Origin of the sequence: Clostridium gasigenes (genome assembly GCF_017348895.1) — a bacterium.
Taxonomy (GTDB): Bacteria; Bacillota; Clostridia; order Clostridiales; family Clostridiaceae; genus Clostridium; species Clostridium gasigenes.
On sequence record NZ_CP071376.1, the window covers coordinates 2,478,430 to 2,502,224 of the forward strand.

Here is a 23,795-nt window from a genome sequence, read left to right on the forward strand (position 1 = left end):
AAAAATGATACTTTTATCAATGATTGAAAAAGAACTAAAACAATTTTTTAGAAACAAGGGAAGTGTAATAATGTTATTTATTTTCCCAATAGCACTAATAACATGTTTAGGATTTTCGTTAAAGGGTATTATGAGTGAAGATATTAATATTTTTCAAGGCGGAAAAGTTTTATATTCTATTGAAAATAATAGTAAGTATGAACATGGATTCAATAATTTTAAGGAAGAATTTCAAAAAGAAACAGGAACTAGCTTTGAAGAGATAACAAAGAAAGAAGAGGCAATGGATTTAGTTAATAAAGGTGAGGCAATTTCTTTAATAACGATAAATGAAAGTGGCTATGATTATTATAGGTCAGAAGAAGGAGAACCCATAAATTCAAAAATATTTAGAAGTATAGTAGAACAAACATTAACTACCTATGCTTTAGTTGATACTGTATTAGAAGTAGAACCAAGCTCTTTGCAAGAAGTCTTAATAGCTGAAAAAGCTAAATATGTTGAAGAAGGTTCAATTGGAAGAAATTCAGTATCATCTTTTGAATACTATACATTTGCAGAACTTGCACTTATTATTTTATATATTTCAACTACTATAGCTGAATCTGTTTTTGCAGAAGGTAGTTTAACAACTATAAATAGGATAAGATTGTCTAAGGCAAATAATCTTAAATTAATAATTGCAAAAGCAATACTTGGGTTAATAATAGGAATATTACAAATTACAGAAGTTTATTTATTTTCAACATTTATATTAAAAGTAAATTGGGGAGAAAACTTACCTATAATGATAACTGTATTATTAGCACTAACAGTATTTGCATCAATGCTTGGAATAGTTATTGGGTTACTTGTTAAAGAAAGTAAAAGTATAAACAGTGCTCTGCAAACTATAATTATAATAATTTGTATGGCAGGGGGATGTTATGGTCCACTTGTAATGCTTAAACAAATACCTATATTGTCAGATATTATAAAATTTAGCCCTGTTTATTGGGTTAATTCAGCAATGGTAAGTTTAAACACTGGCGTTGTAAATAATTATGCAATAACAGCTATAAGTATGTGCTTGGGATCTACACTTGCTTTAATACTTGGTTATGTGATTATTAAGAAAGTAAACGGAGGGAAGTCAATTGCTTAGAGTTATATTAAATACATTTAATGTATTAAGAAAGAAAAAAGGATTTTTATTATTATCAATAGTACTTCCTGCTATGTTAATAATTCTTTTTAGTTATGTATTAGGGCAGGAAGGTGAATATAGAGTAGGTATTGTTAATAAGGATAATGGTATAATTTCAAATTCGGTATTAGGAAAAATTGAATCTATTGATGGAATTAAAATAGAAGAAATTAAAGAGGAAGACTCTGAAAATTTACTAGCGGGAAAAGAATTAGAGTTAGTTATAATAGTAAATGACAATTTCACAAAGAATATATTAAGTGGTAAAATTGATAATATAAATGTTAAATCTGTTTCTGAAAGTGATGTTAAACCAGTTATAATAGGAGTTTTGAACTCTGAAACTAACAATTTACAAGTGTTAAGTAAACTAGCGAATGGTGATGAAATAAAATTTAAGGAATTAGAAGAAAAATATAATAATAATATGCCAGAATATAAGTTAAATGATAATAAAGAGAAAAGAGTATCAATTATGAGCTCTATAGGAATCATAATAATGATGATATTAATATCTGGGCAAGTAATAGTAAGGTTTATTATAGATGAGGAAGTAAATGGAACTAAAGCAAGAACACTTTTAAGTGGAGTTTCAGAAAAAAGTTACTCAGCAGGTATTTTTACTGTATTTTATTTGTGCTCAGCACTAACATCAGTACTATATTATGGAATATGTAAAGTCTTAGGGTTCAATTTTGGATTAGATAATAGCATATATTTTTTAATAATATTATTATTAGTGAATCTTTTAGCAGTAACCTTTAATTTATGTATTGTATCTTGTACTAAAAACCCAAGTCTTGCATCAAATATAAGTGTTTTATTTATAATACCAACATCAATGTTATCAGGATCATTTTGGGGCTTTAGCATGATGCCAGATTATATGCAAAAAATAGGTAACATTTGCCCTCAAAGATGGGCAATAGGGGCAATAGAAAAATTGCAAGCTGGAGAAAGTTTAGTAGATGTAGTGCCAATGTTACTATCATTAATAATATTATCATTAGCATTATTTTTACTAAGTATATTCTTTTCAAGTAAAGTAGAGGATAGAAAATGTTAGAAAAAAATAATATATATATAAGGCATGGTAAAAAGATAAGAACACTGACTTGTTATTTATTAAAAAATGTCTAATAATAAAAAAATATATATAAAGTAATAGGCAGATAGAAGAAAAAAAATTCTATCTGCCTATTTTTTTTACATATTAGGGAACTATATAAATACATAAAACAACTAAAATGCTAGAACCATAAACTTAGGCATAATAAAATAAATAACAAGAATACTTACTTATGAAAGGAGAAATTAATTTTTATGGAAAATGAAGCTTATTGGATTTTAAGTTCAGAAGGGAAAAAGTATGAAAAATTAAAAAAGGATATAACAACAGAGTGTTTAATAGTAGGGGGAGGAATTCCAGGAATAACAACAGCTTACCTTTTATCTAAAAAAGGGGTTAAAGTAACTGTTGTAGATGCTGGGAAAATATGTGGAGGTTGCTCTGGTAGAAATACAGGTAAAGTAACGGCGCAGCATAGTATTATATATTCAAAAATAAAAAGTGAATATAATTTTAAAAAAGCAAAATCTTATTATGAAGCAAATAATAAGGCTTTAAATTTAATGGAGAGCATAATAAAAGAAAATAATATAGATTGCAGTTTTGAGAGGTTACCTGCTTATACATTTACTGAAAGTGATGATTATATAAAAGATATACAAGATGAATTTGAAGTTTGCAAGGAAATTGGTATAGATTGTGAATATCATAAATCTTTGCCATTGCCCTTAAATATAAAAGCTGCTATATCATTTAACAATCAAGCTCAATTTAATCCTAAAAAATACATAGATGCATTAGCTGAAATTGTAATAAAGCAAGGTGGAGAAATTTATGAAAATACAACTATTAAAGATGTTGATAAAAGGAAATTAAATAAGATAACAAGTGAAGATGGATATGTTATTTACGCATCTAATTTAGTAATAGCCTCCCACCATCCTTTTTATGATGGAATGAGTTTTTATTTTGCAAGATTAGAGCCAGAAAGGTCATACATAATAGCAATGAATAAAACAAAGGATTTCCCAAAAGGAATGTTTATTAATGTAGAAAGCCCAAGTAGAACTTTAAGAAGTTATGAAGGAGATGGGGAAAATCTATTATTAGTAGGCGGAGAAAAACATAGGGTTGGAAAAGGAGATGAGGATAAGAATTATTATGACATTTTAGAATCTTATGCAAAAGAAAAATTTGGAGAGGATGAAGTAAAATATAAATGGTCAGCTCAAGATTGGTTATCTACAGACCATATACCTTATATAGGATATATAAATGCAGAATTTGATAATGTATATGTAGCAACAGGTTTTTCAAAGTGGGGCATGACTAATGGAACTGTAGCGGCAATGATAATTTCAGATTTAATTACTAGTGGGGATGATGAATTTAAAGAAACATTTACTCCATCAAGATCAAAATCATATTTATCAAAAGAATTTATTAAACAAAATGTTAATGTAGCTGTAGAATATATTTCTGGAATGCTTAGATGTGGAGATAAAGAAGTATCAATAGAAAATGGTGAAATGAAGATTGTTAGAATTAAAGGCGTTGATTATGGTGCATTCAAAGATGAAAATGGAAAATTATTTATAGTTAATATTAAATGCACTCATTTAGGTTGCGAGCTAAGATGGAATAATTGTGAACGCAGCTGGGATTGCCCTTGTCATGGTTCAAGATTTGATTATATGGGAAATGTTTTAGAAGGACCTGCAATTAACCCTTTAAAATCCTATGGAGAAGGTCCTAATAAAGTAGAACCTAATATATTATAAAAAGTTTAAATATTTGAAACCCCTATAGGAATAAATAGCCTATAGGGGTTTTTATGGCAATATAACAAGTGTATAATTATTATTGTAAGGCATTTAAAAAATAACAGGTAAAGGTGAAAGAATGAGATATAAAATTGCAATTTTAGCAGCGATAACTACTTTTCTTACTGCAACAATAAAATATAATATTGAAAATAATAATAGTGTTACTGTAGTAAATCAAAAAATTGGAATAGAGAATTTACCAAAAGAATTTGAGGGGTTTACCATTCTGCAGGTTACTGATTTGCATAGTAAAAATTTTGGTGAAAGTCAAGAGGGATTAACAGAACTTATAAATGGATTGAAATTTGATATAATAGCTATTACTGGAGATATGCAAAATAGACAAGATAAGGATTATGAAAAATTTATTGCTTTATTAAAAGGAATAAATAATAAAGAAGAGATTTTTTATACACCAGGTAATCATGGACCTATGGTTTATAAAGATGAAGTTAGTTTTAATAGTTTTACTAAAAGAAATATAAATAATTATAAGGGTAAAGACGTAATAAGTAATAATAGCAATAAGAATAAGGATAATTTGAGTAACAATAATGATATAGGAGAAAGAGAATTAACTGAAGCTGGAATAAAAATGAAAGAACTAGGAGTTAAGTTTTTAGATAATGTATATTCTATAAAAAAAGGAAAAGAAATATTGTGGGTTTCTGAATTGATTTACTCTGATGAATTTAATGAATTGGCTAAAGGGAAATATAATGAAAATGATATAAAGTTAGCGTTAACACATTACCCAATGAATAAAAGAGGTTATGAAGGAGATATAGGTAAATTTCTAGGAAGATATGATTTAGTTTTAGCTGGGCACTATCATGGAGGACAATGGAGAATACCTTATGTAGGAGGTATATTTATACCAGATTTAAACCAAAGTGGATGGTTTCCATCTAAAGAGCGAATAAGTGGACTCACAAAATGGGGAGGCTTTAAACAGTATGTAAGCAGGGGAATTGGAGCTGGTGGAGCAGTAGAAATTTTAAGATTTAGATGTTTTAATAAACCCGAAATAAATTTAATAAAATTAGTTAAAAAAACAAATCTATAGAGTTGAGCATCTCACTAGTTAATATTAAAAAATCCTTTATTTAGAAAATATTTAGTAAGTTAATAGTTGCACCTTGGACTTTAATGTAATAAAATTGAAGTGAGCAAATTTGTAATTAGGGGTGTTTTATGGAAATCAATTATATTGAAAAAATAATTGAAAATTATATATCAGACAAAGTAAATAAATCAATAAAGGAAAAGTTTATTGAGGCAGCAGTACATTTTAATATTAGCTCCAGTATATGCACAAAAAATGATCTTATGAGAATAGACTATAGATTTAAAAATATTAAAGACTTAAATGTTTATCAAATATTTAAAATATATTCTGTCTACAGCTACATTTTATATAGAGCAGTAGAAGTTGGAAGTATTAAAGGTGAAGACAGACTTGAAGTTTCCCAAAGTGTTCTTAGTATTAGTACTTTAATAACTGGTTATGCAACTATGAAGTATGATGATACAGATATAATATTAGGTTTTACTGATGAAGCTATTAAGCTCGGAATAAGTAAAGAATTCGATGATAAGGTAAGAACTAAATTAGATTTATGTTAAAATAGACAATTAAAATAAATTTATAAAAATATCCAAGAAATACTTATATTAAAGTAGTATTTTTTGGATATTTTTGTTAGGCAGGTTAAAGACTATGACTATTTATATTTTTGAGCCTCCAGTAGTAGTTTTATTTAAAAATATTTTAGTATGTCAATATTTAATATATAAAAAATTGTTGGGAATATTTTAAAGTTTGATAAAATAGTATGTTATATTATGGTATAATAATATTCATAAAGTTCTATGCAAAGGATTACAGGAAACAGGATAAAAAAGTAAATAGGTTAAATTTAATCTAAAAGAAGCATGTGTTACAGTGTTTTAAAATCAAAATAAAAAAAAGGAGAGTTTACATAAAAAAAGTAGCATTATAATAAACTAGTATTTAGAGTATTATAATTTTTTATGTAATAAATTATATGATTAATAAAAAAAATATTTACAGTATAATTCCCGTAATAATAATAATAAACTTATTATTATTTGTTAAAATGAATGAATTTATTATTGTTAATGGGGCAGTCATTATATATATTATCATTAAATTAATAATGAGTAGAAATAATAAAAATATAAGTGATAATTCAAGCTTAGTTATACAAGATAATAGTAATGAAAACTCAGTTACTTTAAAGAAATCACTTTTAAAGTTGGATGAAACAGGTGCTAAAATATTTATGGCTCATGGAGGATTAAATAAAGTATCATCAGAAATTAATGAGTGTTCAAAGAAAATTTTAAACTTAACAGAAGATAATAATAAAAGTGTAAATAGTTTAGATAATTCATTTAAAGTAATACAAAGCAAAATAAATACAATGGATAGTATTCTAAATGAAGTGAATTATGATGCAAACACAAGTGAACAAACTATTTTAATAGAGGGGAAAAGATTAAAAGACGTAGAAAAAACTGTGGAAGAACTTAAGGAATATTATAGAAATATATTAGGTCTTTGTGTTAAATTAAATAAATCCTTTGATGAAATATATAAATCTACGTCAAGTATTAGTGAAATTGCAAACCAAACAAATCTTTTAGCTTTAAATGCAACTATTGAAGCAGCTAGAGCTGGAGAACACGGAAGAGGATTTTCTGTAGTTGCAAGTGAAATTAAAAAACTATCAACATCATCAGGAATTTTTAGTTCTAATATAAGTGAACAGCTAAATATAATGAAGAAAGAGATAGGTACATTAAACTCAACTTCAAAAGAAACTCAAGAAGTAATTAATATAACCGCTGAATCAGTATATAATTTATCAGCTTCATTTAGTTCTATAGTAGTAAATAGTAAAGAATTGAAAGAAAAAACACATAGAGTAAAAGAAAACTCCGTAAATATTGTTGGAATGGCTAAGGATATAGAAAATATTACAGAAGGGTTAAGGGAATCACATTATACAACATTATCAACAGTTCAACAAGTTGGTATGGATATAGATATACAACAAAATATACTTAAAGATTTTTCTAGCATAATGGAAGAATTAACAGGTAGCTCTAATGCATTACTTGACTTGTCATTTGGTAAGGATTTAACTAGCAAATTAGAAGATATATGCATGAAGGTATGTAATACAGATATTAAAAAAGATATAAAGGCCCTAAGAAATTTCGCAAAAGAATTGGGAGTGAACGGTATTTATTATAGTAATTCTAAAGGGTGTTTTGAACATGCATCAGAACCAGTAGATAATAGTTTTAATATTTTTGAAATAAACAAAGATTATTATAGCTTTTTTAAAAGTGATAAAAAATATAAACTGTATCCATTATCTAAAAGGTTTGATAATGGGAAGACATCAATGTATCTAATAACAAAAAGACAAGATAAACCTGGAATAGTTTCAATAGAAATTTATTTAGAATCTTTATTTAAATTAAGTGAAATGGAGAGTTAAAGAAAAATAAAGCAGAGTGTGATTAGTTATTTTTGAAAATCCAATAATCTAGAATATAATAAAATAGAGCCTGGTATCCGGCGAAGGACTGACCAGGCTCTATAAGTAATTAGCACTTTTATGCCAACTGCTCGTTTATAATAACATGGATAGTAATTAAAAGCAATAAAAAAGTTAAGGGAAATATATTTTATGCGGAAATAGATATAATAGATAATTGAATATAAAAATATAGTCAATAATAATTATTATTGACTAACAATAAGAGGAAAGGTATACTTAGAATAGTAATAATATTAAAAAAATTAAAAATATTGCGAAAATAAGGAGCGGGTAAATAATGAAAAAATTAAATGGAACTAATACTGCAATTAACTTAATGAAATCTTTTGCTGGAGAGTCACAAGCTAGAAATAGATATACTTTCTTTGCAAGTGTTGCAAAAAAAGAAGGATATATTCAAATAGCAAAGATTTTTGAAGAGACAGCAGCACAAGAAAAAGAGCATGGTGAAAGATTCTATAAGTTCTTAAAGGATGATTTTTCAAATGAGACAATTGAAATAACAGCATCATTTCCAGTTGCATTACATACAAGCACTGTAGAAAATTTAAAGTCAGCAGCTGCTGGTGAAAATGAAGAATGGGTGGATCTATATCCAAAGTTTGCAAAGGTTGCTAGAGAAGAAGGGTTCCTAGCTATTGCAGCTGCATTTGAAAATATAGCAACAGTAGAAAAATGGCATGAAGATAGATATTTAAAATTAGCTAAAAATATAGAAACATCAAAAGTCTTTAAAAAAGATGAAGTTAACATATGGCAATGTCAAAATTGTGGATATATATATGAAGGGGAAGAAGCTCCAACAGTGTGTCCAGCGTGTATTCATCCACAAGGATATTTTAAAATATTTACACAAGATTATTAGAAGTTAACAAAAAATATATTTAAATTTAGAAGGAGTGATAGATATTAATACTATAAAAGATGTTTATAAAAAAGATAATGCTGCGGACATGGAAGAAATAATACAAAAATATTCTAATACATCTAGTGCAGAATTAGAGTATGCTAAATCATGGACTGGTTTCAAGGATCTAATATTAGTAGATAAAGTTAACGAATGTAGTGATATAATATCATTTTATTTTAAAGATAAAGAAGGGAAAAAATTAGTTAAGCATAGAGCAGGTCAATATTTGCCTATTAAAATTAAGAAAAATGATGATAAATATAATAATGAAATAAGAACATATACCTTATCAATGAAGCCGAATGAGCATATTTATAGAATAAGTGTGAAAAAAGTAGAGGGTGGATTAATAAGTTCTTATTTACATGATGAGTTAGAAATTGGACATGCTATTGAAGCTATGGTTCCAGCCGGATTATTTACATTAGAAAATAATAAAAAGCCCGTTGTTTTAATTTCAGCAGGAATTGGAATTACGCCTTTGATTTCTATGTTATATGACGCAATTGAAGATAAAAAGAATATAACGTTTATTCAAGCAGTTCAAAACTCGAAAATTCAACCATTTAAGTATGATATTAAGAAGATGGAAGAAATTATAAAATTAAAAAGTTATGTATTTTACAGCAATCCTTTGGAAGTAGATGAAAAAGGAAAAGATTACGATGTTGAAGGTTTCATAGGGAAAGAGTGGATAGAAAATAATTTGGATTTAAATAGTGAATTTTATTTCTGTGGACCACCAATATTTATGAAAATATTAAATAAAGCTCTTATAGAATTAGGTGTTAATAGAAAAAATATACATTTCGAATTCTTTGGAGAGCCACAATCTATGGAATAATGAATAAATATATTGGTATAGTTAATAAGTAATATTCAAATAAAGTTTAATATTAAGATGGAAATAGGGTGTGTGAAACACCCTATTTTTTTATTGAGTTTAGACATGATGAAACAAATACAAGTCACCTTATTGTTATTTATTTGACCATGTCTTAATAGAAAAAAGATCATATAAATTATTAAAAAAAAGAGGTTGACTCTATAGTAACAATAGAGTTTATAATAAGAAAAGGATAATAATAAATAAAAAAGGTGGATATATATGATAAAGGAATTTTTTAAATACGCTGTACCATCAGCAATTGCTATGTTCATTTCGTCTTTATATACAGTTATTGATGGAATATTCGTAGGAAAAGGTGTTGGAGATTCGGCATTAGCAGCGGTTAATATAGTATTACCATTTACAGTTTTGCTATTTGGGTTAGCTTCTATGTTTGCAATAGGGGGAGGGGCTTTGGTCTCTAAAAATGTTGGAGCAAATAATACTGAAAAAGCACTAGATGTATTTAGACAAGTATTTAAGTTTCTACTAATAATTAGTATAGGAATAAGTATAATTGGAGTTATGTTTACAGAAGAAATAGTAACTTTACTTGGAGCAACAGACAATTTAAAGTCTTTAGGTGTAGAATATTTAAGGTTTTATGCATTGTTTTGTATTCCTAATTTAATAGGAATAGTTCTTAGTAGTTTTGTGAGAAACGATGGTAGACCGAAACTTGCAATGGTATCAACAATGGCTGGGGCAATAACTAATATAGTATTAGATTATATATTTATATTTGAACTCGGTTTTGGAATAAAAGGAGCAGCTATAGCTACAGGACTGGGTCAAATAGTTACAGTATGCATATTACTACCTCATTTCTTAAAAGGAAAAGGTATTTTAACTTTTGGACGTGCAAATATTAACAGGGAACTTATTAAGGAGTTTTCACTTATAGGTTTTCCATCATTTTTTGCACAAGCAAGTTATTCAATAATTGTATTATTGCATAATATAGCTTTAGTAAAATTTGTAGGTGAGATAGGACTTTCATCATATAGTATAATAAATTATTTAACTACAAATATATATATGGTTCTTTATGGTATAACATTAGGTGTACAACCTCTTATTAGTTATAACTATGGAAGAAAAAATGGTGAGAAAATGTTAGGGTTCTTCAAGATAACATGTGTATCATCAACTGTGATAAGTGGAATTTTTGTTATAGTAAGCTTTATTTTTGGACCTAAACTTATAGGAATATTTACAATAGATCCAAATATAGCGCAATTATCTTATAATGCTCTTAGAATAGCAAGTTTTAGTTACTTTTTAGTAGGGCTAAACCTAAATACTCTTGTATATTATCAAGCTATAGAAAAACCAATGTATTCAAATATAAGTTGCATACTTAGGTCAGTTATATTTCTTCCAATATGTTTAATTGTATTTGGAAGTATGTTTGGAATAACTGGAATATGGATAAGTGCAACAGTATCTGAAAGTTTAACATTTATAACAGTTAAATTAATTGCAAATATTAAAACTTCTACAGAAGCAGTTTTAAGTGTATAAAATTTAATGAAATAATAGTTCAACCTTATAAAAGGAAAAAAATAGTAGTATAATAAAGCTATGCTTAAAGTAATTTAGGCATAGCTTTTTAAATTTTAATTTAAAAAGGGATATAAAAAATAGGCTAAGGTGAAAAATAACTAGGATATTGGCTAGTTATTTATTTTACAATGCCTAAATACAAATGAGGTGTAAAGATGGGGACAAACTTTTCTATTGGGGAAATGTCAAAGTTACATAATATATCAGTTCAAACATTAAGACATTATGACAAAATTGGGCTTTTAAAACCTTCATATATAAATGAAAAAAGCAGATATAGGTATTACTCTGCAAAACATTTTGTAATACTAGATTTAATAAAACAATGTAAGGCTATGGGATTATCACTAGAGGAAATAAAGGGGTTAATAGAAAATTATACTTCCTTTGATTCTATACTTAATATAATAAGTAAGCAAAAAGAAATGATAGATAATAAAATAAAGGAATTAAGCACTGTAAAAAATAATATTAGTTTTCTTGAAGAACGTATAAAAAAATCTTTAGAAGAAGGTATTGATGAGGTGTTTATTAAATATAGTGAGGAAAAGAGATTTATTAAATATAATAATACAAAAAGATATACAGAAGAATTTGAAATAAACTTAAGTAAAACATTAGTAGATATGGAGCAAAAGTATAGCAGTTCAAATAAGGAACTTGCATTTGCTATATCATACGAAGATATAAAAAAATATGAAAAATTAATATATAATAATATGTTAATTAGTGTTGGAGAGGGTATTCGAAATTATCATGAGAATTTAATAACATTGCCAAAGGGAGAATATATAACATTGAATTTTGATGATGATTATAAGGATACAAGTAAGTACTATAAAAAAATTATAGAGTATATTGATAAAAATAACATTGAAGTAAGTGGAGATTTTTATGAAATATACATAATGACTAGAGTTGGAAATGATGGTAAGGAAAGGTCCTTAGGTCAGATACAAATATTAAAAAACATATAGCAACAAATAAAATCTAATAATAGAATATAATAAAAAATAGGCTCTTCTTAATTAGAAGGACCTATTTTTTAGACCAAGAACTATCACTACCTGGACTAGTGGTTGTCCACCAATTAGCTTCATAGATTGTACCATTATAATTTAACTAGAGTACAAGGAGAATAGGGTGTTCCAGAAATATAGTTTACACTCCATCTGTATTTAAAGTTAGAACTATAGACCAAACTTGGCTAGTTGAAGGTGTTTCACCTTTGGTCCACCATTTAGCTTTATATTTAACACCATTATATATTACTGTATCACCGGCGTTATAAATTTTATCTGCATCATAGGTATTAGCTGATGGTACAACTGGTTTTACTACTGTTACTGTAGCAGTTGCAGTAGTAACAAGACCTTTGCTATCAGTTACTTTATAAGTTAAGGTGTAATTACCTACAACTTGTGTGTTAACAGAACCACTAACAACTATTTTGCTAGTTAAATCACCGTCTTCTGTATCAGTAGCTGTAACACCGGTTAAGGGATTAAAAGAAGTTCCAACATTCACAGTATTATTTTTTACACCATTTAAAACAGGCGCAGTATTAGTAGCTGGTGGAGTTGGATTAGTTGTCCCAAATTGTTTATATACATTATTAAATAAGTATAAACCAGTAATTCCTTGATTTGTATCAAATTTAGCATCTCTGTTTACTGACCAATAAGAAGTCATAGCAACTTTGTTTTTAATTGAAGCATCAACTACAATTTTTGCTAAATCAGGAGTAAAAGTTGGGAATGAACTGCCCTCATAACCAATTGAGCAGGTTGTACCTAATTTTGCATATGCATCAGCATCGCTTAAAGTTGCACCAGTAAATTTCTTATAGTAATCCTTTAATTGATCTTTAGTTGAAGTCATAGCTCTAACAGATGCTGTACCATAATTTTCGCCGGGTAACAATACACCATCACCATAACACATTGTCATAATATTAACGGCTTTTACATTAACGCCATTAGCTAAATAGGCTTCTAATACGCCTAAACCTTCAGAAGTTAACCCACTTGGTAATACAGGTAATGTTAAAACTACATCTACTTTTGTTGTATCTTGAACTAGTTTAATAGCTTTAGCATTTGTAATGTTTGAAGCTTTGTTTTGTGCACCACCTTCAACATCTAAATCTAATCTAGTTAACCCATATCCATTAACTATATCAGTATAAGTAGCTGCGAGTACATTAACATCAGAAGATGCTTCCCAGAGCGGTGTTCCGGATAATCCTCCAAAAGATATAGTTACATCTCCACCATTTAATCTAAAGTCTTTTATTGATTGTTTAAGTCCAGCATATTGAGTGTCGTTTGAACCTTCAGTTAATACGGAATATCCACCCCAACCCCAATTAACCTTACCGTTTGAAACATTTCCTGTAGCTTGGATAAATCCTAGGTTGAAATATTTTACACCAGTGTCTTGAGATAGTTTTGTTAGGTTTGCAACTCCATTGTAGTTATAACCTGCTTTTGTAATCCACTCTACCATATCAACGTAGGGTGCGTTAACTTGAGTTGGCCAAGTTACTCCATGTCCAACCCCATAATCGGTAGTTGCAGCTAAAACTGGTGCAGTTGATATGCTATTTACACAGGGTAATAATATAACAGTTGCAAGAGACGTAGCTAAGATTTTTTTTATAACGCTTTTAACCATGAAAAAACCTCCTTCAATTACATTTTAACTCTTTCTATTATCAAAAGCACTTATTTTAAAAATAAAAATTAATCACTTTTACAAAAAAGTTATTATAAAATTTAGATACAAAAGTAAAATATGATTATTTTACAAAAATAAAATGTTTATATTGTATTTTAAAACGCAATATGATATTATATTGATAAATTAAAACTTAATAATATATTAAATTAATACTAAAAGAGACAAAAACTTAAAAAATTGATAATATGAAAAAAGGGGGCAATGTTATGAAAAAGAAATTAGTAGCATGTGTAATTGCAGGGGCAATGGCAATTACTACACTTGTGGGATGCGGTAATAAAAGTAATGAGGATATTATTAAAATTGGTGGAATAGGACCACTTACAGGAACAGCTTCAACTTATGGACAATCAGTTAAAGAAGGCGCGGATTTATATGTAGAGGAAATAAATAATGCTGGTGGGGTAAGCGGAAAACAAATAGAACTTATATTTGAAGATGACCAAGCAGAGCCAAATTCAGCAATTCAAGCCTTTAACAAATTAGTAGATAATGATAAGGTAGTGGCAGTTTTAGGGCCTGTAACATCAGGAGCAGCAACAGCAGTTGCACCAAATGCAACTGATAAACAAATACCACTTATTACACCAACAGGTACAGAACCAAACATTACAAAAGTTGGTGGAGAATTTGTATTTAGAGGATGCTTCGTAGATTCATTCCAAGGTGAGATTTTAGCTAAATATGCTAAAGAAAACTTAGGAAAGAAAACAGCGGCAGTTTTATATAATTCAGGATCAGATTATTCAAAAGGTATAGCTGAAAGTTTTAAGAAAGATTTTGAAGCAACTGGTGGAAATGTTATTGAATATTTAAGCTATAACGATAAAGAAACAGATTATAATGCTCAATTAACTAAAATAAAATCTTCTAACCCAGATGTATTAGTTCTTCCAGATTATTACAATGTAGTTGGGTTAATTGCTAGCCAAGCTAGAGATAAGGGGATAACATCTCAATTATTAGGTGGTGATGGTTGGGAATCTCAAGAGCTTGCAACTATAGGTAAGGATGCTGTAAAGGGTGCATTATACATTAATCATTATTACGCAGGTGATAAAGAAGAAAATGTTAAGAAATTTGTAGATAGTTATAAAGCAAAATACAAAAAAGATCCAGATGCATTTGCAGCTTTAGCTTACGATACAATGAAAGTTTTATTAAAAGGTATTGAAGATGCAGAAAGTACAGATGGAGTAGCAATTAAAGATGCTTTAAAGAAAGTTGAAATTAATAGTGTTACAGGAAATATTAAATTTAATGATGAAAGATCAGCGATTAAGACTGCAAGTATAATTAAAGTAGATGGAGATAAAAATCAATTAGTAGATAAAATTAACCCTTAAGGGATTAGCAAATAAATGACTAATTATTTATTTGCTAATCACTAAATTTAACTAAAGGAGGAGAGTATTATGGAATTTTCAGAGCAACTTATAAACGGACTAGCATTAGGGAGTGTATATGCCCTCCTTGCTCTTGGGTATACAATGGTTTATGGAATTATTAAATTAATAAACTTTGCCCATGGAGAAATATATATGATAGGTGCCTTTTCAGGATACTTTGCAGCGAATACATTAGGATTTTCACTAGTGCCTACATTAATAGTTGCAATGGTAATATCAGCAGCGGCAGGGATAATTATTGAAAAAGTAGCTTATAAACCACTTAGGAATTCACCAAGAATAACCCTTTTAATAACAGCGATAGGGGTTTCTCTATTACTACAAAATGGAATGCGGTTAATAGTTGGGGCTAACCCAAAGGCGTTTCCAGAGTTAATTAGAAATAAGGTTATATCTTTAGGTGGAGTTGAAATAAACAGTAAAACAATACTACTTCTTGCTGTATCAGCATTTTTAGTATTTCTACTTCAATTTATTGTTTATAAAACTAAAGTTGGAAAAGCAATGAGAGCAGCTTCTTTTGATACAGAAGCATCACAGCTTATGGGGATAAATGTTAATAATACTATATCACTTACATTTGCCATAGGATCAGCACTTGCAGGGGTTGCAGGAGTTTTAGTTGCTATTTCATATCCAAGCATAACACCATATATGGGAACAATGCCAGGGCTTAAAGCCTTTGTTGCAGCAGTTCTTGGAGGAATAGGAAGCATACCAGGTGCGCTACTTGGAGGATTCCTTATGGGAATGATAGAAACTTTAACAAAAGCATATATATCAACAAGTTTCTCAGATGCTATAGCTTTTTCAGTGTTAATAATAATATTGTTAATTAAACCTTCAGGGTTACTTGGCAAAAAGACTAATGAGAAGGTGTAGGTGATGAATATGAAATGTATGAGCAAAAAAACATTAGTTAATATAGGACTTATAATTGGAACGTTTTTAATATTATTTATATTAATGACTACTAAAGTAATTAATTCATACTATGGTGGAATTATTATTTTAATTCTTATAAATATAGTTTTAGCAGTATCTCTTAATTTGATAGTTGGATTTACAGGGCAATTATGTTTAGGGCATGCAGGGTTTATGGCTATTGGAGCATATGTTTCAGCGGTTCTTTCAGTAAATATGAAATTGCCATTTTTTCTTTCAATTATAGTTGGAGGAGTTATTGCAGGAATATTTGCAGCTTTAATAGGATATCCAACTTTAAAGCTAAAAGGTGATTATTTTGCAATTACCACTTTAGCTTTTGGAGAAATAATTAGGGTTATAATTATGAACCTTGATTATGTTGGAGGAGCTAGAGGCTTTTCTGGAATTCCAAGAAAAACAAACTTTACTATAGCGTTTTTAGCTATGGTTATAGCGATAGTTGTAATTTATAATATTATTCATTCAACTCAAGGAAGATCAATGGTAGCAATAAGAGAAAACGAAATAGCTGCAGAAGCTATGGGTGTAAATGCATTTAAATATAAAATGATGGCATTTATAGTTGCAGCTTTCTTTGCAGGGGCAGCTGGTGGGTTATACTCTCATCATATGGGATTTATACAACCAACATCATTTGATTTTGTTAAGTCAATAGATATTCTAACATTTGTAGTTTTTGGTGGTATGGGTTCATTATCAGGGTCTGTAATAGCAACGGCTATATTAACATTTTTACCAGAAGGACTTAGAGAATTTAAAGAATTAAGAATGATTATATATCCACTTGCTCTAATTGTTTTAATGATATTTAGACCACAAGGGTTACTTGGAAATAAAGAATTATCACTTAAAGTGTTTGGTAAATTTAGAAAAAGAAAGGAGGGCTAAACTATGTTATCAGTAGAAAATCTTTCTATACAATTTGGAGGGTTAAAGGCTGTATCAGATTTTAATTTAAAGATAGGTTCAAAAGAAATTGTAGGACTTATAGGACCAAATGGGGCAGGGAAAACAACAGTATTTAATATGCTAACTGGAGTATATAATCCAACTGAGGGAAAGATATGTTATCTTGGAGAAGATATTCATGGTTTAAAGCCTTATAATATTACCAAGAAGAAAATAGCTAGAACCTTTCAAAATATAAGGTTATTTTCAACACTATCAGTGATAGATAATGTAAAGATCAGCTTTAACTATATGATAGATTACAATATGTTAGATTCTATTTTTAGAACACCTAGGTTTAGAAAAGAAGAAAAGGAAATAGAAGAGAAAAGCATAGAGCTTTTAAAAATATTTAATTTAGATGATAAAAAAGATGAAATGGCTAAAAATCTTTCTTATGGAGAACAAAGAAGACTTGAAATAGTTAGAGCTTTGGCAACCAATCCATCATTATTACTACTAGATGAACCAGCAGCTGGAATGAATCCAAAGGAAACTCATGAACTTATGAATATGATTGGGTGGATTAAGGAAAAATTTGAAATATCAATACTATTAATAGAACATGATATGAAACTTGTTATGGGTGTTTGTGAAAAAATAGTAGTATTAGACTATGGTAAAAAAATAGCAGAAGGAACACCTGCTGAAATAAAGATAAATACTAGGGTAATTGAAGCTTACCTTGGAGAGGGGGCATAAAATGTTAAAAATAGATGGAATTAATCTATATTATGATGGGATACACGCTTTAAAAGATATATCACTAGAAGTGAAAAAAGGTGAAATAGTTACTTTAATAGGGTCTAATGGAGCTGGGAAAACTTCAACACTTAGAGCAATTTCAGGTCTTGAAAAGTATAAAAGTGGAAGCATAACTTTTAAAGATACAGAAATTAATAAAGTGCCTGTTCACAAGGTAGTAGGTCTTGGACTTTCTCATGTGCCAGAAGGAAGAAAAATATTTGGAAACCTAACAGTATTAGAAAACCTAGAACTTGGAGCATATTTAAGAAAAGACAAAAAGGGAATAAAAGAAGATATGGATAACATATTTAAAAAATTCCCAAGACTTAAGGAAAGAATAAAGCAGCAAGCAGGAACATTATCAGGTGGAGAGCAGCAAATGCTAGCAATAGGAAGAGCCTTAATGAATAGACCAGAAATGCTTATATTAGATGAGCCATCAATGGGTCTTGCTCCAATAATAATAAAAGAAATATTTAATATTATTGTAGAAATAAATAAAGCAGGTACAACTATTTTATTAGTTGAACAAAATGCTAATATGGCATTATCCATAGCAGATAGAGCTTATGTACTTGAAACAGGTAAAATAGTAATTCAAGGAAATGCAAAGGACTTACTATCAGATGATAGCATTAGAAGTGCATATCTTGGAGAGTAATTATTTGGAATTAGCTAATAAGAAATTTAAATATAAACATTTAAATATAAACTTTGATATAATTAATTTATATTAAGGTTTTTATTTTTTGTAGTGGATGAGGCATATGAAAATAAATAAAAAATTAGTATTTTATTATTTATTTTACTATGCATTACTAAAATTTAATTGGTGGTGAAAAGTTTTATGGAAATAAAAAGTGTGAATTTAGAGTTTAATGAAGAGTTGAAACCATTAGAAAATCCCAAAAACATTATAATACATCATACACATAATCCAGAATTAACATTAATAACAACACACAAGCTCCATCAAGAAAAATTTAAATGGGCAGGTGTAGGTTATAATTATTTAATTGAAAAAGATAGTACAATTTTTGAAGCTAGGGGAATGTATATTGGAGCACATGCTAAAGGTCATAATGCAGTAGCTATTGGAATTGCACTAGTTGGGAATTTTGATGAGTTTTTACCTAGTAGTGAACAGTTAGAATTATTAATAGAACTTTGTACATATTTCATGTTTAAATATGATATAGAACCAAATAAAGTTTTAGGACATCGAGAATTAGAGGGAGTAACTAAGAGCTGTCCTGGCAGTAAATTTAATATGGATGAATTCAGAGAACTATTAAAGGTAAGAATAAGCAATAATAATATTATATAAGGATTCAAATAATAAAACGCTATGTTTAAAGTATATGTTGATATAAAGGGTAATTTTTAAGGCTGGATATTCCAGCCTTTTTACTTGTATTATAATATAATTTATCTCCCCATACTATAAGATTGAGAATTAAAGTTAAAATAGAGTGTTATATTTTTAAGATGACCTTATTATTTCAATAATCTGTTTAGTCGCTTTCTTTGACTCAGGAAAGAAAAATAATGGCCAAACATGAATCATAGAAGGATATTCATAATAGTCTATTTCTATCCCTTTCAAATCTGATATATTTTTAAATTTTTTGGCATCTGGGTACAGGATATCATGCGTCCCTATGAATAAACTAATTTTACCTAACCCCTCAAAATTACCGTATATGGGGCTAATCAAATAGTGTTTTGAATCTTTCTCACCACTATACCATTTGATTATATCAATTAATGCTGGTACTGCTGATACTGGGTCAAGTTTTTCCACTGCGTGTATTTCTGGATTGCTGAATGTCATATCCAACGTAGGTGATATAAGAATTATATTTCGAGGCTGTGGCAATTCTTTTTCTTTTAACAATTGTGCTAAAGAAAGACTCATTCCACCTCCTGCCGAATCACCCATAATTACGACACTCTCGGGTTTTACTTTTAAAATAATTTGTTGATATATGAGAAGTATCATATCAAAAACCTCTTGATGTTGATGTTGCGGTGCTAAAGGATAAATCGGAACGATGATTGTACATTTCAATTCGTCAATTATTCGTGCTAAAAATTCCCAATGAGGACTCATAATTTCATAGACAAATCCTCCCCCATGAAGATACAAAACATGCTTTTGTCCTACACTATTTAGTGGTTTGATTATATAACAGCAATATCCATTTACCTGCTTTTTTTTGATTTTAAAATTTCTTTGAATCTTTTTAGGAGGTTCATGGCTTTCTGACAATTGTTTTTTCTCTATATTCTTTCTTAATTCATTACCAGTAACTTCCCACATTTTTTTCAGGTTAATAATGCGTAATATCATTTTTAACAACTTACTTTGTATACTCTCCATACTCTTTCTCCTTCTGACTTTAATATAACAATATGACGTAAAAAAATACATTTGTACTTTATCTATGTTTTAATTATACACAAATAAAAGCAAAATTAAATATATCTGGCTTTCCTTGTTTTAAATTCACTAATTTTAGTTGTGGAATGGGATGTGTGGGATTGTACCATAATCCTTCTGTACATAACTTCATACCTATCGCTTTTGAAGAGCTGGGTATATACCTTTTTTGTAGTTATCATGTTCTGCTTGATCTAAATCAACACTACAAGTCTTTTCTAAATCAGTATAGGCATTGTGCGAGTCATTACATACTTTTGAATGTTTTTCAATTCTTCAACCCAAAAATCTATTTGAATCAGCATTCCTTAGTCTACCATTGCAAACTAGCTCGGTCATAATGTTACCAGTTCTATCTATTGCACATAAAACAGCTACCTTTTGTTCTGATACACCTGTTTTACGCTTTTCTTTATTTGGTGATGGTCTACTTTTAGGGCCTCTTTTAAATGGCTTTCTAGGAATTTAAAATGATGTAGTTACTTTATGCCCACCTTTATAGGACAATCTGAAAAATGTTTCATCCGCCTAAATAACTCCAGCAACACTCCCAACCCATTCATAGAGCCTTATAGAGTCTAAAAGCTTATGTCTCCATGCAAAAGAAGTATGAATAGTTATTTCAGCTATTGTTGCAGATTTTCTAATTGAATATCCTTCTACCATGCATTTCAAATACTTAATCCATTGACTTTGTTTTCTTGCTGTTATAGATAGGAGAGTTTGTAAAGTCAGTAAAGGTCTTACTACATTTTTTGCACTTGTACCTCTGTATATTATTATACTTACCATTTCTCATTATTTTATCATGGATATAGTGAGGGAATATTTGACCTTGGGAAAACCTATTTTATTTAATCTCTGCTGTAAAATCCGCTGCTTAGGTATACAGTATAAACTTTTCTTGAAAGTAATATATTAATCTTCTTTTATCGTATTCTGGTAGTTTGCTGATTTCATCTACAATAGTATTAAAGTTACTCATAGACACGCTTCCGCCTACTTAGTATGATGCTAGTATAAAGTATTCACAAAAACTAATCAAATATCAACATAGTTCTTAAACATAGCATAATAAAAATATGAATCAAATAAACAATATAGAAGTAGCTGTAGGAGAAGCCACTTAATTTATATGTACTTATTTATAAATTATAGTGTCTTTTTTCTTTATTAATAAAAGTTATTGACAAGATGGTGGCATAGATGTAATATAGTTTGCATAGGAACTAAATAGTTCGCATGAGAACTAAGGGAGGAGAGTATTATGCAAAGTGGATTTGAATGTTTTGAAATAGCAATGCTTATTAAAGAGGTATATTCAAGTACAATGAATATAGTTAGTAAAAATTTAAAAGATAGTGGGTTAACTCACCAGCAAATTATGGTTATAAAATTAGTAGCTCATAAAAAAGAAATTACTATTTCACAGTTATGTGAAGAAATGTCCTTGGCTAAGGGTACTGTTTCAGGCATAGTACAAAGATTAGAAGATGCGGATTACGTGAAAAAAGTTAAATCTGAAAATGATAAAAGAAATACTTATGTTGTATTTTCAGAAAAAGGGCTAGAGTTTGCCAAGGAGTTTAGATATAAAATAAATGAAAGTTTTGATGAAGTTTTTAAAAATTTCACAAAAGAAGAAATCGATGAGGCAAAACAAGGCCTTAGAAAATTAAGAGACAAAATAAAGGAGAATGAATAATTATGGATGGAAAATTAATGTTTGCAATTATTACAATTACATTAGCACTTGTATTTTATACAGTAGGTGTATTTGGAGAGAGAAAAGCTAAAAGCTTAAATAAAAGACATGTAATAATATTCTGGCTTGGTTTAGTATCCGATACTACAGGAACAATGACAATGACTAGAATAGCACAAGAAGGAGCAACGTCTATTTCAGCAAATGCTCAAATAATTCATGGTATAACTGGTGTACTCGCAATAGTTTTAATGTTATTCCATGCAGGTTGGGCAACTTGGGTATTATATAAAAATGATGATGTTAAAAAACAAGCATTCCACAAATTAAGTATAGTAGTATGGTGTATTTGGTTAGTACCATATTTAGTAGGTATGGTTATAGGAATGAGCTAATAGGATTATAAAATATAAAATTTTAATAAAAAGGAGATGACTAAAATGAAAAAAAAGAAAAATTCGATTTTGCCACTATTTTTAACTGTTTTTATAGATTTATTAGGACTTGGGATTGTAATTCCTATACTACCAATGGTTCTATTAGATCCTAGCACTGGGATATTACCTATGGATATGAGTTTTTCTACAAGATCTATTATATATGGATTTTTAATTGCAGCTTATCCTATAGCACAATTTTTCTCTGCACCAATACTTGGGGCTTTAGCAGATGAAAAGGGTAGAAAGAAAATACTAACTTTATCATTGATAGGAACTTTAGTTGGATACTTATTATTCGGACTAGGTATTTTACAAAAAAATGTGTATCTTTTATTTTTAGGTAGAATATTAGATGGATTTACTGGTGGAAATATTTCTATTGCTCAATCATCGATAGCTGATATTAGCACAGAAAAAACTAAAGCTAAAAACTTTGGACTTATAGGAATGGCCTTTGGCTTAGGCTTTGTAATTGGACCTTATATGGGTGGAAAGCTATCTGATCCCAGCATTGTTAGCTGGTTTAACTATGATACACCATTTTGGTTTGCAGCAATACTTACTTTCTTAAATATAATATCTGTGATATTTAAATTTAAAGAAACATTAATAACTAGTAGGAAAGCTAATATATCATTTACTATAGGAGCTAAGAATATAAAGAAGGCATTTTCAATACCAAATTTAAAATCAGTATTTTTAACAGTATTCTTCTTAACTATTGGTTTTAATTTCTTCACACAATTCTTCCAAGTATTCTTAATAGGAAAGTTTAGTTTTAATCAATCACAAGTTGGGAATTTATTTGCATATATGGGAATATGGATAGCCTTTGCACAAGGTGGATTCCAAAGACCATTAAGTAAAAAGTATAGACCTAGCCAAATATTAAACTATTCAGCAATACTTTTAGCTATTGTATTACCAATGTTATTGTTACCAACTAAATCTATTTGGATATACGCTATAATACCATTTATAGCAATATTCCAAGGATTAACTCAACCAAATGGAACAGCAATAGTTTCTAATCAAAGTGACGCTAGCACTCAAGGCGAAATTTTAGGTGTAAATCAATCTGTACAATCACTTGCTCAAGCAATACCTCCAATAATAGCTGGCTTCGTTACAAGTATAGATTTAAGATTACCAATAATACTAGGTTCCGTTTCCATTTTAATAGGTTGGTTAATATTTAAAGCTTTATACAAAGAAAAACCAATCCCAACCAATACTGAATCTAATTTAGATTATATAAATGATTAATAATAAAATATATCTCCTCATCAATTTTTATTATTAATTCATATTTATAATATTATAAAAATCAAAATCAAAATTAAAATCTATGAATTTAGAAGTGTATAAATA

Annotated in this window: 23 protein-coding genes and 1 pseudogene; 19 read left to right on the plus strand and 5 right to left on the minus strand. The window is 28.7% G+C overall.

The features are described 5' to 3' along the window. Positions 1-4: 4 nt before the first annotated feature. The 10 genes from J1C67_RS11545 to J1C67_RS11590 all read left to right on the plus strand — a co-directional run bounded on the left by J1C67_RS11545 (position 5) and on the right by J1C67_RS11590 (position 12,019). The gene (locus tag J1C67_RS11545; RefSeq protein WP_167866454.1) at positions 5-1,144 is read left to right on the plus strand and encodes an ABC transporter permease; all 1,140 of its coding nucleotides are present in this window, start codon (positions 5-7) and stop codon (positions 1,142-1,144) included. After that, positions 1,137-2,252: an ABC transporter permease gene (locus J1C67_RS11550; RefSeq protein ID WP_167866455.1), complete on the plus strand. Its 1,116-nt coding sequence runs from the start codon at positions 1,137-1,139 to the stop codon at positions 2,250-2,252. Before J1C67_RS11545 ends, J1C67_RS11550 begins: the two co-directional genes overlap by 8 nt. A 257-nt stretch (positions 2,253-2,509) precedes the next feature. After that, positions 2,510-4,036 (plus strand): FAD-dependent oxidoreductase, encoded by a 1,527-nt coding sequence (locus J1C67_RS11555; RefSeq protein WP_167866456.1) that lies wholly within the window; start codon positions 2,510-2,512, stop codon positions 4,034-4,036. Positions 4,037-4,157: 121 nt separating this feature from the next. Beyond that, positions 4,158-5,147, plus strand: a complete 990-nt coding sequence (locus J1C67_RS11560; protein ID WP_167866457.1) for a metallophosphoesterase — start codon at positions 4,158-4,160, stop codon at positions 5,145-5,147. Positions 5,148-5,275: 128 nt separating this feature from the next. Beyond that, positions 5,276-5,707, plus strand: coding sequence for a hypothetical protein (locus J1C67_RS11565; RefSeq protein WP_167866458.1), 432 nt, complete (start codon positions 5,276-5,278; stop codon positions 5,705-5,707). Positions 5,708-6,261: 554 nt separating this feature from the next. Further along, complete coding sequence (locus J1C67_RS11570; protein ID WP_167866459.1) at positions 6,262-7,614, plus strand: methyl-accepting chemotaxis protein; 1,353 nt, start codon at positions 6,262-6,264, stop codon at positions 7,612-7,614. Between the two features lie 340 nt (positions 7,615-7,954). Beyond that, positions 7,955-8,542 carry a rubrerythrin gene (gene rbr, locus J1C67_RS11575; protein ID WP_167866460.1) on the plus strand — a complete coding sequence of 196 codons (588 nt, stop codon included), beginning with the start codon at positions 7,955-7,957 and terminating at the stop codon, positions 8,540-8,542. A 34-nt stretch (positions 8,543-8,576) separates the two neighbouring features. Continuing rightward, on the plus strand, positions 8,577-9,431 hold the full coding sequence (locus tag J1C67_RS11580; protein ID WP_244980245.1) for an FAD-binding oxidoreductase: 855 nt from the start codon (positions 8,577-8,579) through the stop codon (positions 9,429-9,431). A gap of 264 nt (positions 9,432-9,695) precedes the next feature. Next, complete coding sequence (locus tag J1C67_RS11585) at positions 9,696-11,000, plus strand: MATE family efflux transporter (protein ID WP_167866461.1); 1,305 nt, start codon at positions 9,696-9,698, stop codon at positions 10,998-11,000. A gap of 197 nt (positions 11,001-11,197) precedes the next feature. After that, a complete protein-coding gene (locus tag J1C67_RS11590; RefSeq protein WP_167866462.1) occupies positions 11,198-12,019 on the plus strand; it encodes a MerR family transcriptional regulator in 822 nt (273 codons plus the stop codon). A gap of 61 nt (positions 12,020-12,080) precedes the next feature. On the opposite strand, the pseudogene J1C67_RS19880 reads toward J1C67_RS11590, so the two are convergent. Beyond that, positions 12,081-12,152, minus strand: a pseudogene (locus tag J1C67_RS19880) (cellulose-binding domain-containing protein); the annotation flags it as partial. Positions 12,153-12,203: 51 nt separating this feature from the next. Then, positions 12,204-13,718: an immunoglobulin-like domain-containing protein gene (locus tag J1C67_RS11600; protein ID WP_167866463.1), complete on the minus strand. Its 1,515-nt coding sequence runs from the start codon at positions 13,716-13,718 to the stop codon at positions 12,204-12,206. 272 nt (positions 13,719-13,990) lie between these two features. Between J1C67_RS11600 and J1C67_RS11605 the strand changes: the two genes are divergently transcribed. The 6 genes from J1C67_RS11605 to J1C67_RS11630 all read left to right on the plus strand — a co-directional run bounded on the left by J1C67_RS11605 (position 13,991) and on the right by J1C67_RS11630 (position 19,163). Then, the gene (locus J1C67_RS11605) at positions 13,991-15,130 is read left to right on the plus strand and encodes an ABC transporter substrate-binding protein (RefSeq protein WP_167866464.1); all 1,140 of its coding nucleotides are present in this window, start codon (positions 13,991-13,993) and stop codon (positions 15,128-15,130) included. 69 nt (positions 15,131-15,199) lie between these two features. Then, a complete protein-coding gene (locus J1C67_RS11610; RefSeq protein WP_167866465.1) occupies positions 15,200-16,075 on the plus strand; it encodes a branched-chain amino acid ABC transporter permease in 876 nt (291 codons plus the stop codon). Between the two features lie 18 nt (positions 16,076-16,093). Then, on the plus strand, positions 16,094-17,029 hold the full coding sequence (locus J1C67_RS11615; RefSeq protein WP_243176746.1) for a branched-chain amino acid ABC transporter permease: 936 nt from the start codon (positions 16,094-16,096) through the stop codon (positions 17,027-17,029). Positions 17,030-17,032: 3 nt separating this feature from the next. Then, complete coding sequence (locus tag J1C67_RS11620; RefSeq protein WP_089964817.1) at positions 17,033-17,791, plus strand: ABC transporter ATP-binding protein; 759 nt, start codon at positions 17,033-17,035, stop codon at positions 17,789-17,791. A 1-nt stretch (position 17,792) separates the two neighbouring features. After that, positions 17,793-18,497, plus strand: coding sequence for an ABC transporter ATP-binding protein (locus J1C67_RS11625; protein WP_167866466.1), 705 nt, complete (start codon positions 17,793-17,795; stop codon positions 18,495-18,497). 186 nt (positions 18,498-18,683) lie between these two features. Further along, positions 18,684-19,163 carry a peptidoglycan recognition protein family protein gene (locus J1C67_RS11630; RefSeq protein WP_167866467.1) on the plus strand — a complete coding sequence of 160 codons (480 nt, stop codon included), beginning with the start codon at positions 18,684-18,686 and terminating at the stop codon, positions 19,161-19,163. Positions 19,164-19,319: 156 nt separating this feature from the next. Here J1C67_RS11630 and J1C67_RS11635 read toward each other — a convergent pair whose 3' ends face one another. The 3 genes from J1C67_RS11635 to J1C67_RS19890 all read right to left on the minus strand — a co-directional run bounded on the left by J1C67_RS11635 (position 19,320) and on the right by J1C67_RS19890 (position 21,078). Continuing rightward, positions 19,320-20,219, minus strand: coding sequence for an alpha/beta hydrolase (locus tag J1C67_RS11635; RefSeq protein ID WP_167866468.1), 900 nt, complete (start codon positions 20,217-20,219; stop codon positions 19,320-19,322). A gap of 588 nt (positions 20,220-20,807) precedes the next feature. Further along, a complete protein-coding gene (locus J1C67_RS19885) occupies positions 20,808-20,945 on the minus strand; it encodes a hypothetical protein (RefSeq protein WP_425321711.1) in 138 nt (45 codons plus the stop codon). A 13-nt stretch (positions 20,946-20,958) separates the two neighbouring features. Further along, the gene (locus J1C67_RS19890) at positions 20,959-21,078 is read right to left on the minus strand and encodes an IS1/IS1595 family N-terminal zinc-binding domain-containing protein (protein WP_423738887.1); all 120 of its coding nucleotides are present in this window, start codon (positions 21,076-21,078) and stop codon (positions 20,959-20,961) included. A gap of 468 nt (positions 21,079-21,546) precedes the next feature. Between J1C67_RS19890 and J1C67_RS11645 the strand changes: the two genes are divergently transcribed. Genes J1C67_RS11645 through J1C67_RS11655 form a run of 3 tightly spaced genes read left to right on the plus strand, consistent with a single transcriptional unit; the run spans position 21,547 to position 23,690 of the window. Continuing rightward, a complete protein-coding gene (locus J1C67_RS11645) occupies positions 21,547-21,984 on the plus strand; it encodes a MarR family winged helix-turn-helix transcriptional regulator (protein ID WP_167866470.1) in 438 nt (145 codons plus the stop codon). Positions 21,985-21,986: 2 nt separating this feature from the next. After that, complete coding sequence (locus J1C67_RS11650) at positions 21,987-22,379, plus strand: HsmA family protein (protein ID WP_167866471.1); 393 nt, start codon at positions 21,987-21,989, stop codon at positions 22,377-22,379. A gap of 45 nt (positions 22,380-22,424) precedes the next feature. Continuing rightward, on the plus strand, positions 22,425-23,690 hold the full coding sequence (locus J1C67_RS11655; RefSeq protein WP_207253502.1) for an MFS transporter: 1,266 nt from the start codon (positions 22,425-22,427) through the stop codon (positions 23,688-23,690). Positions 23,691-23,795 lie beyond the last annotated feature (105 nt).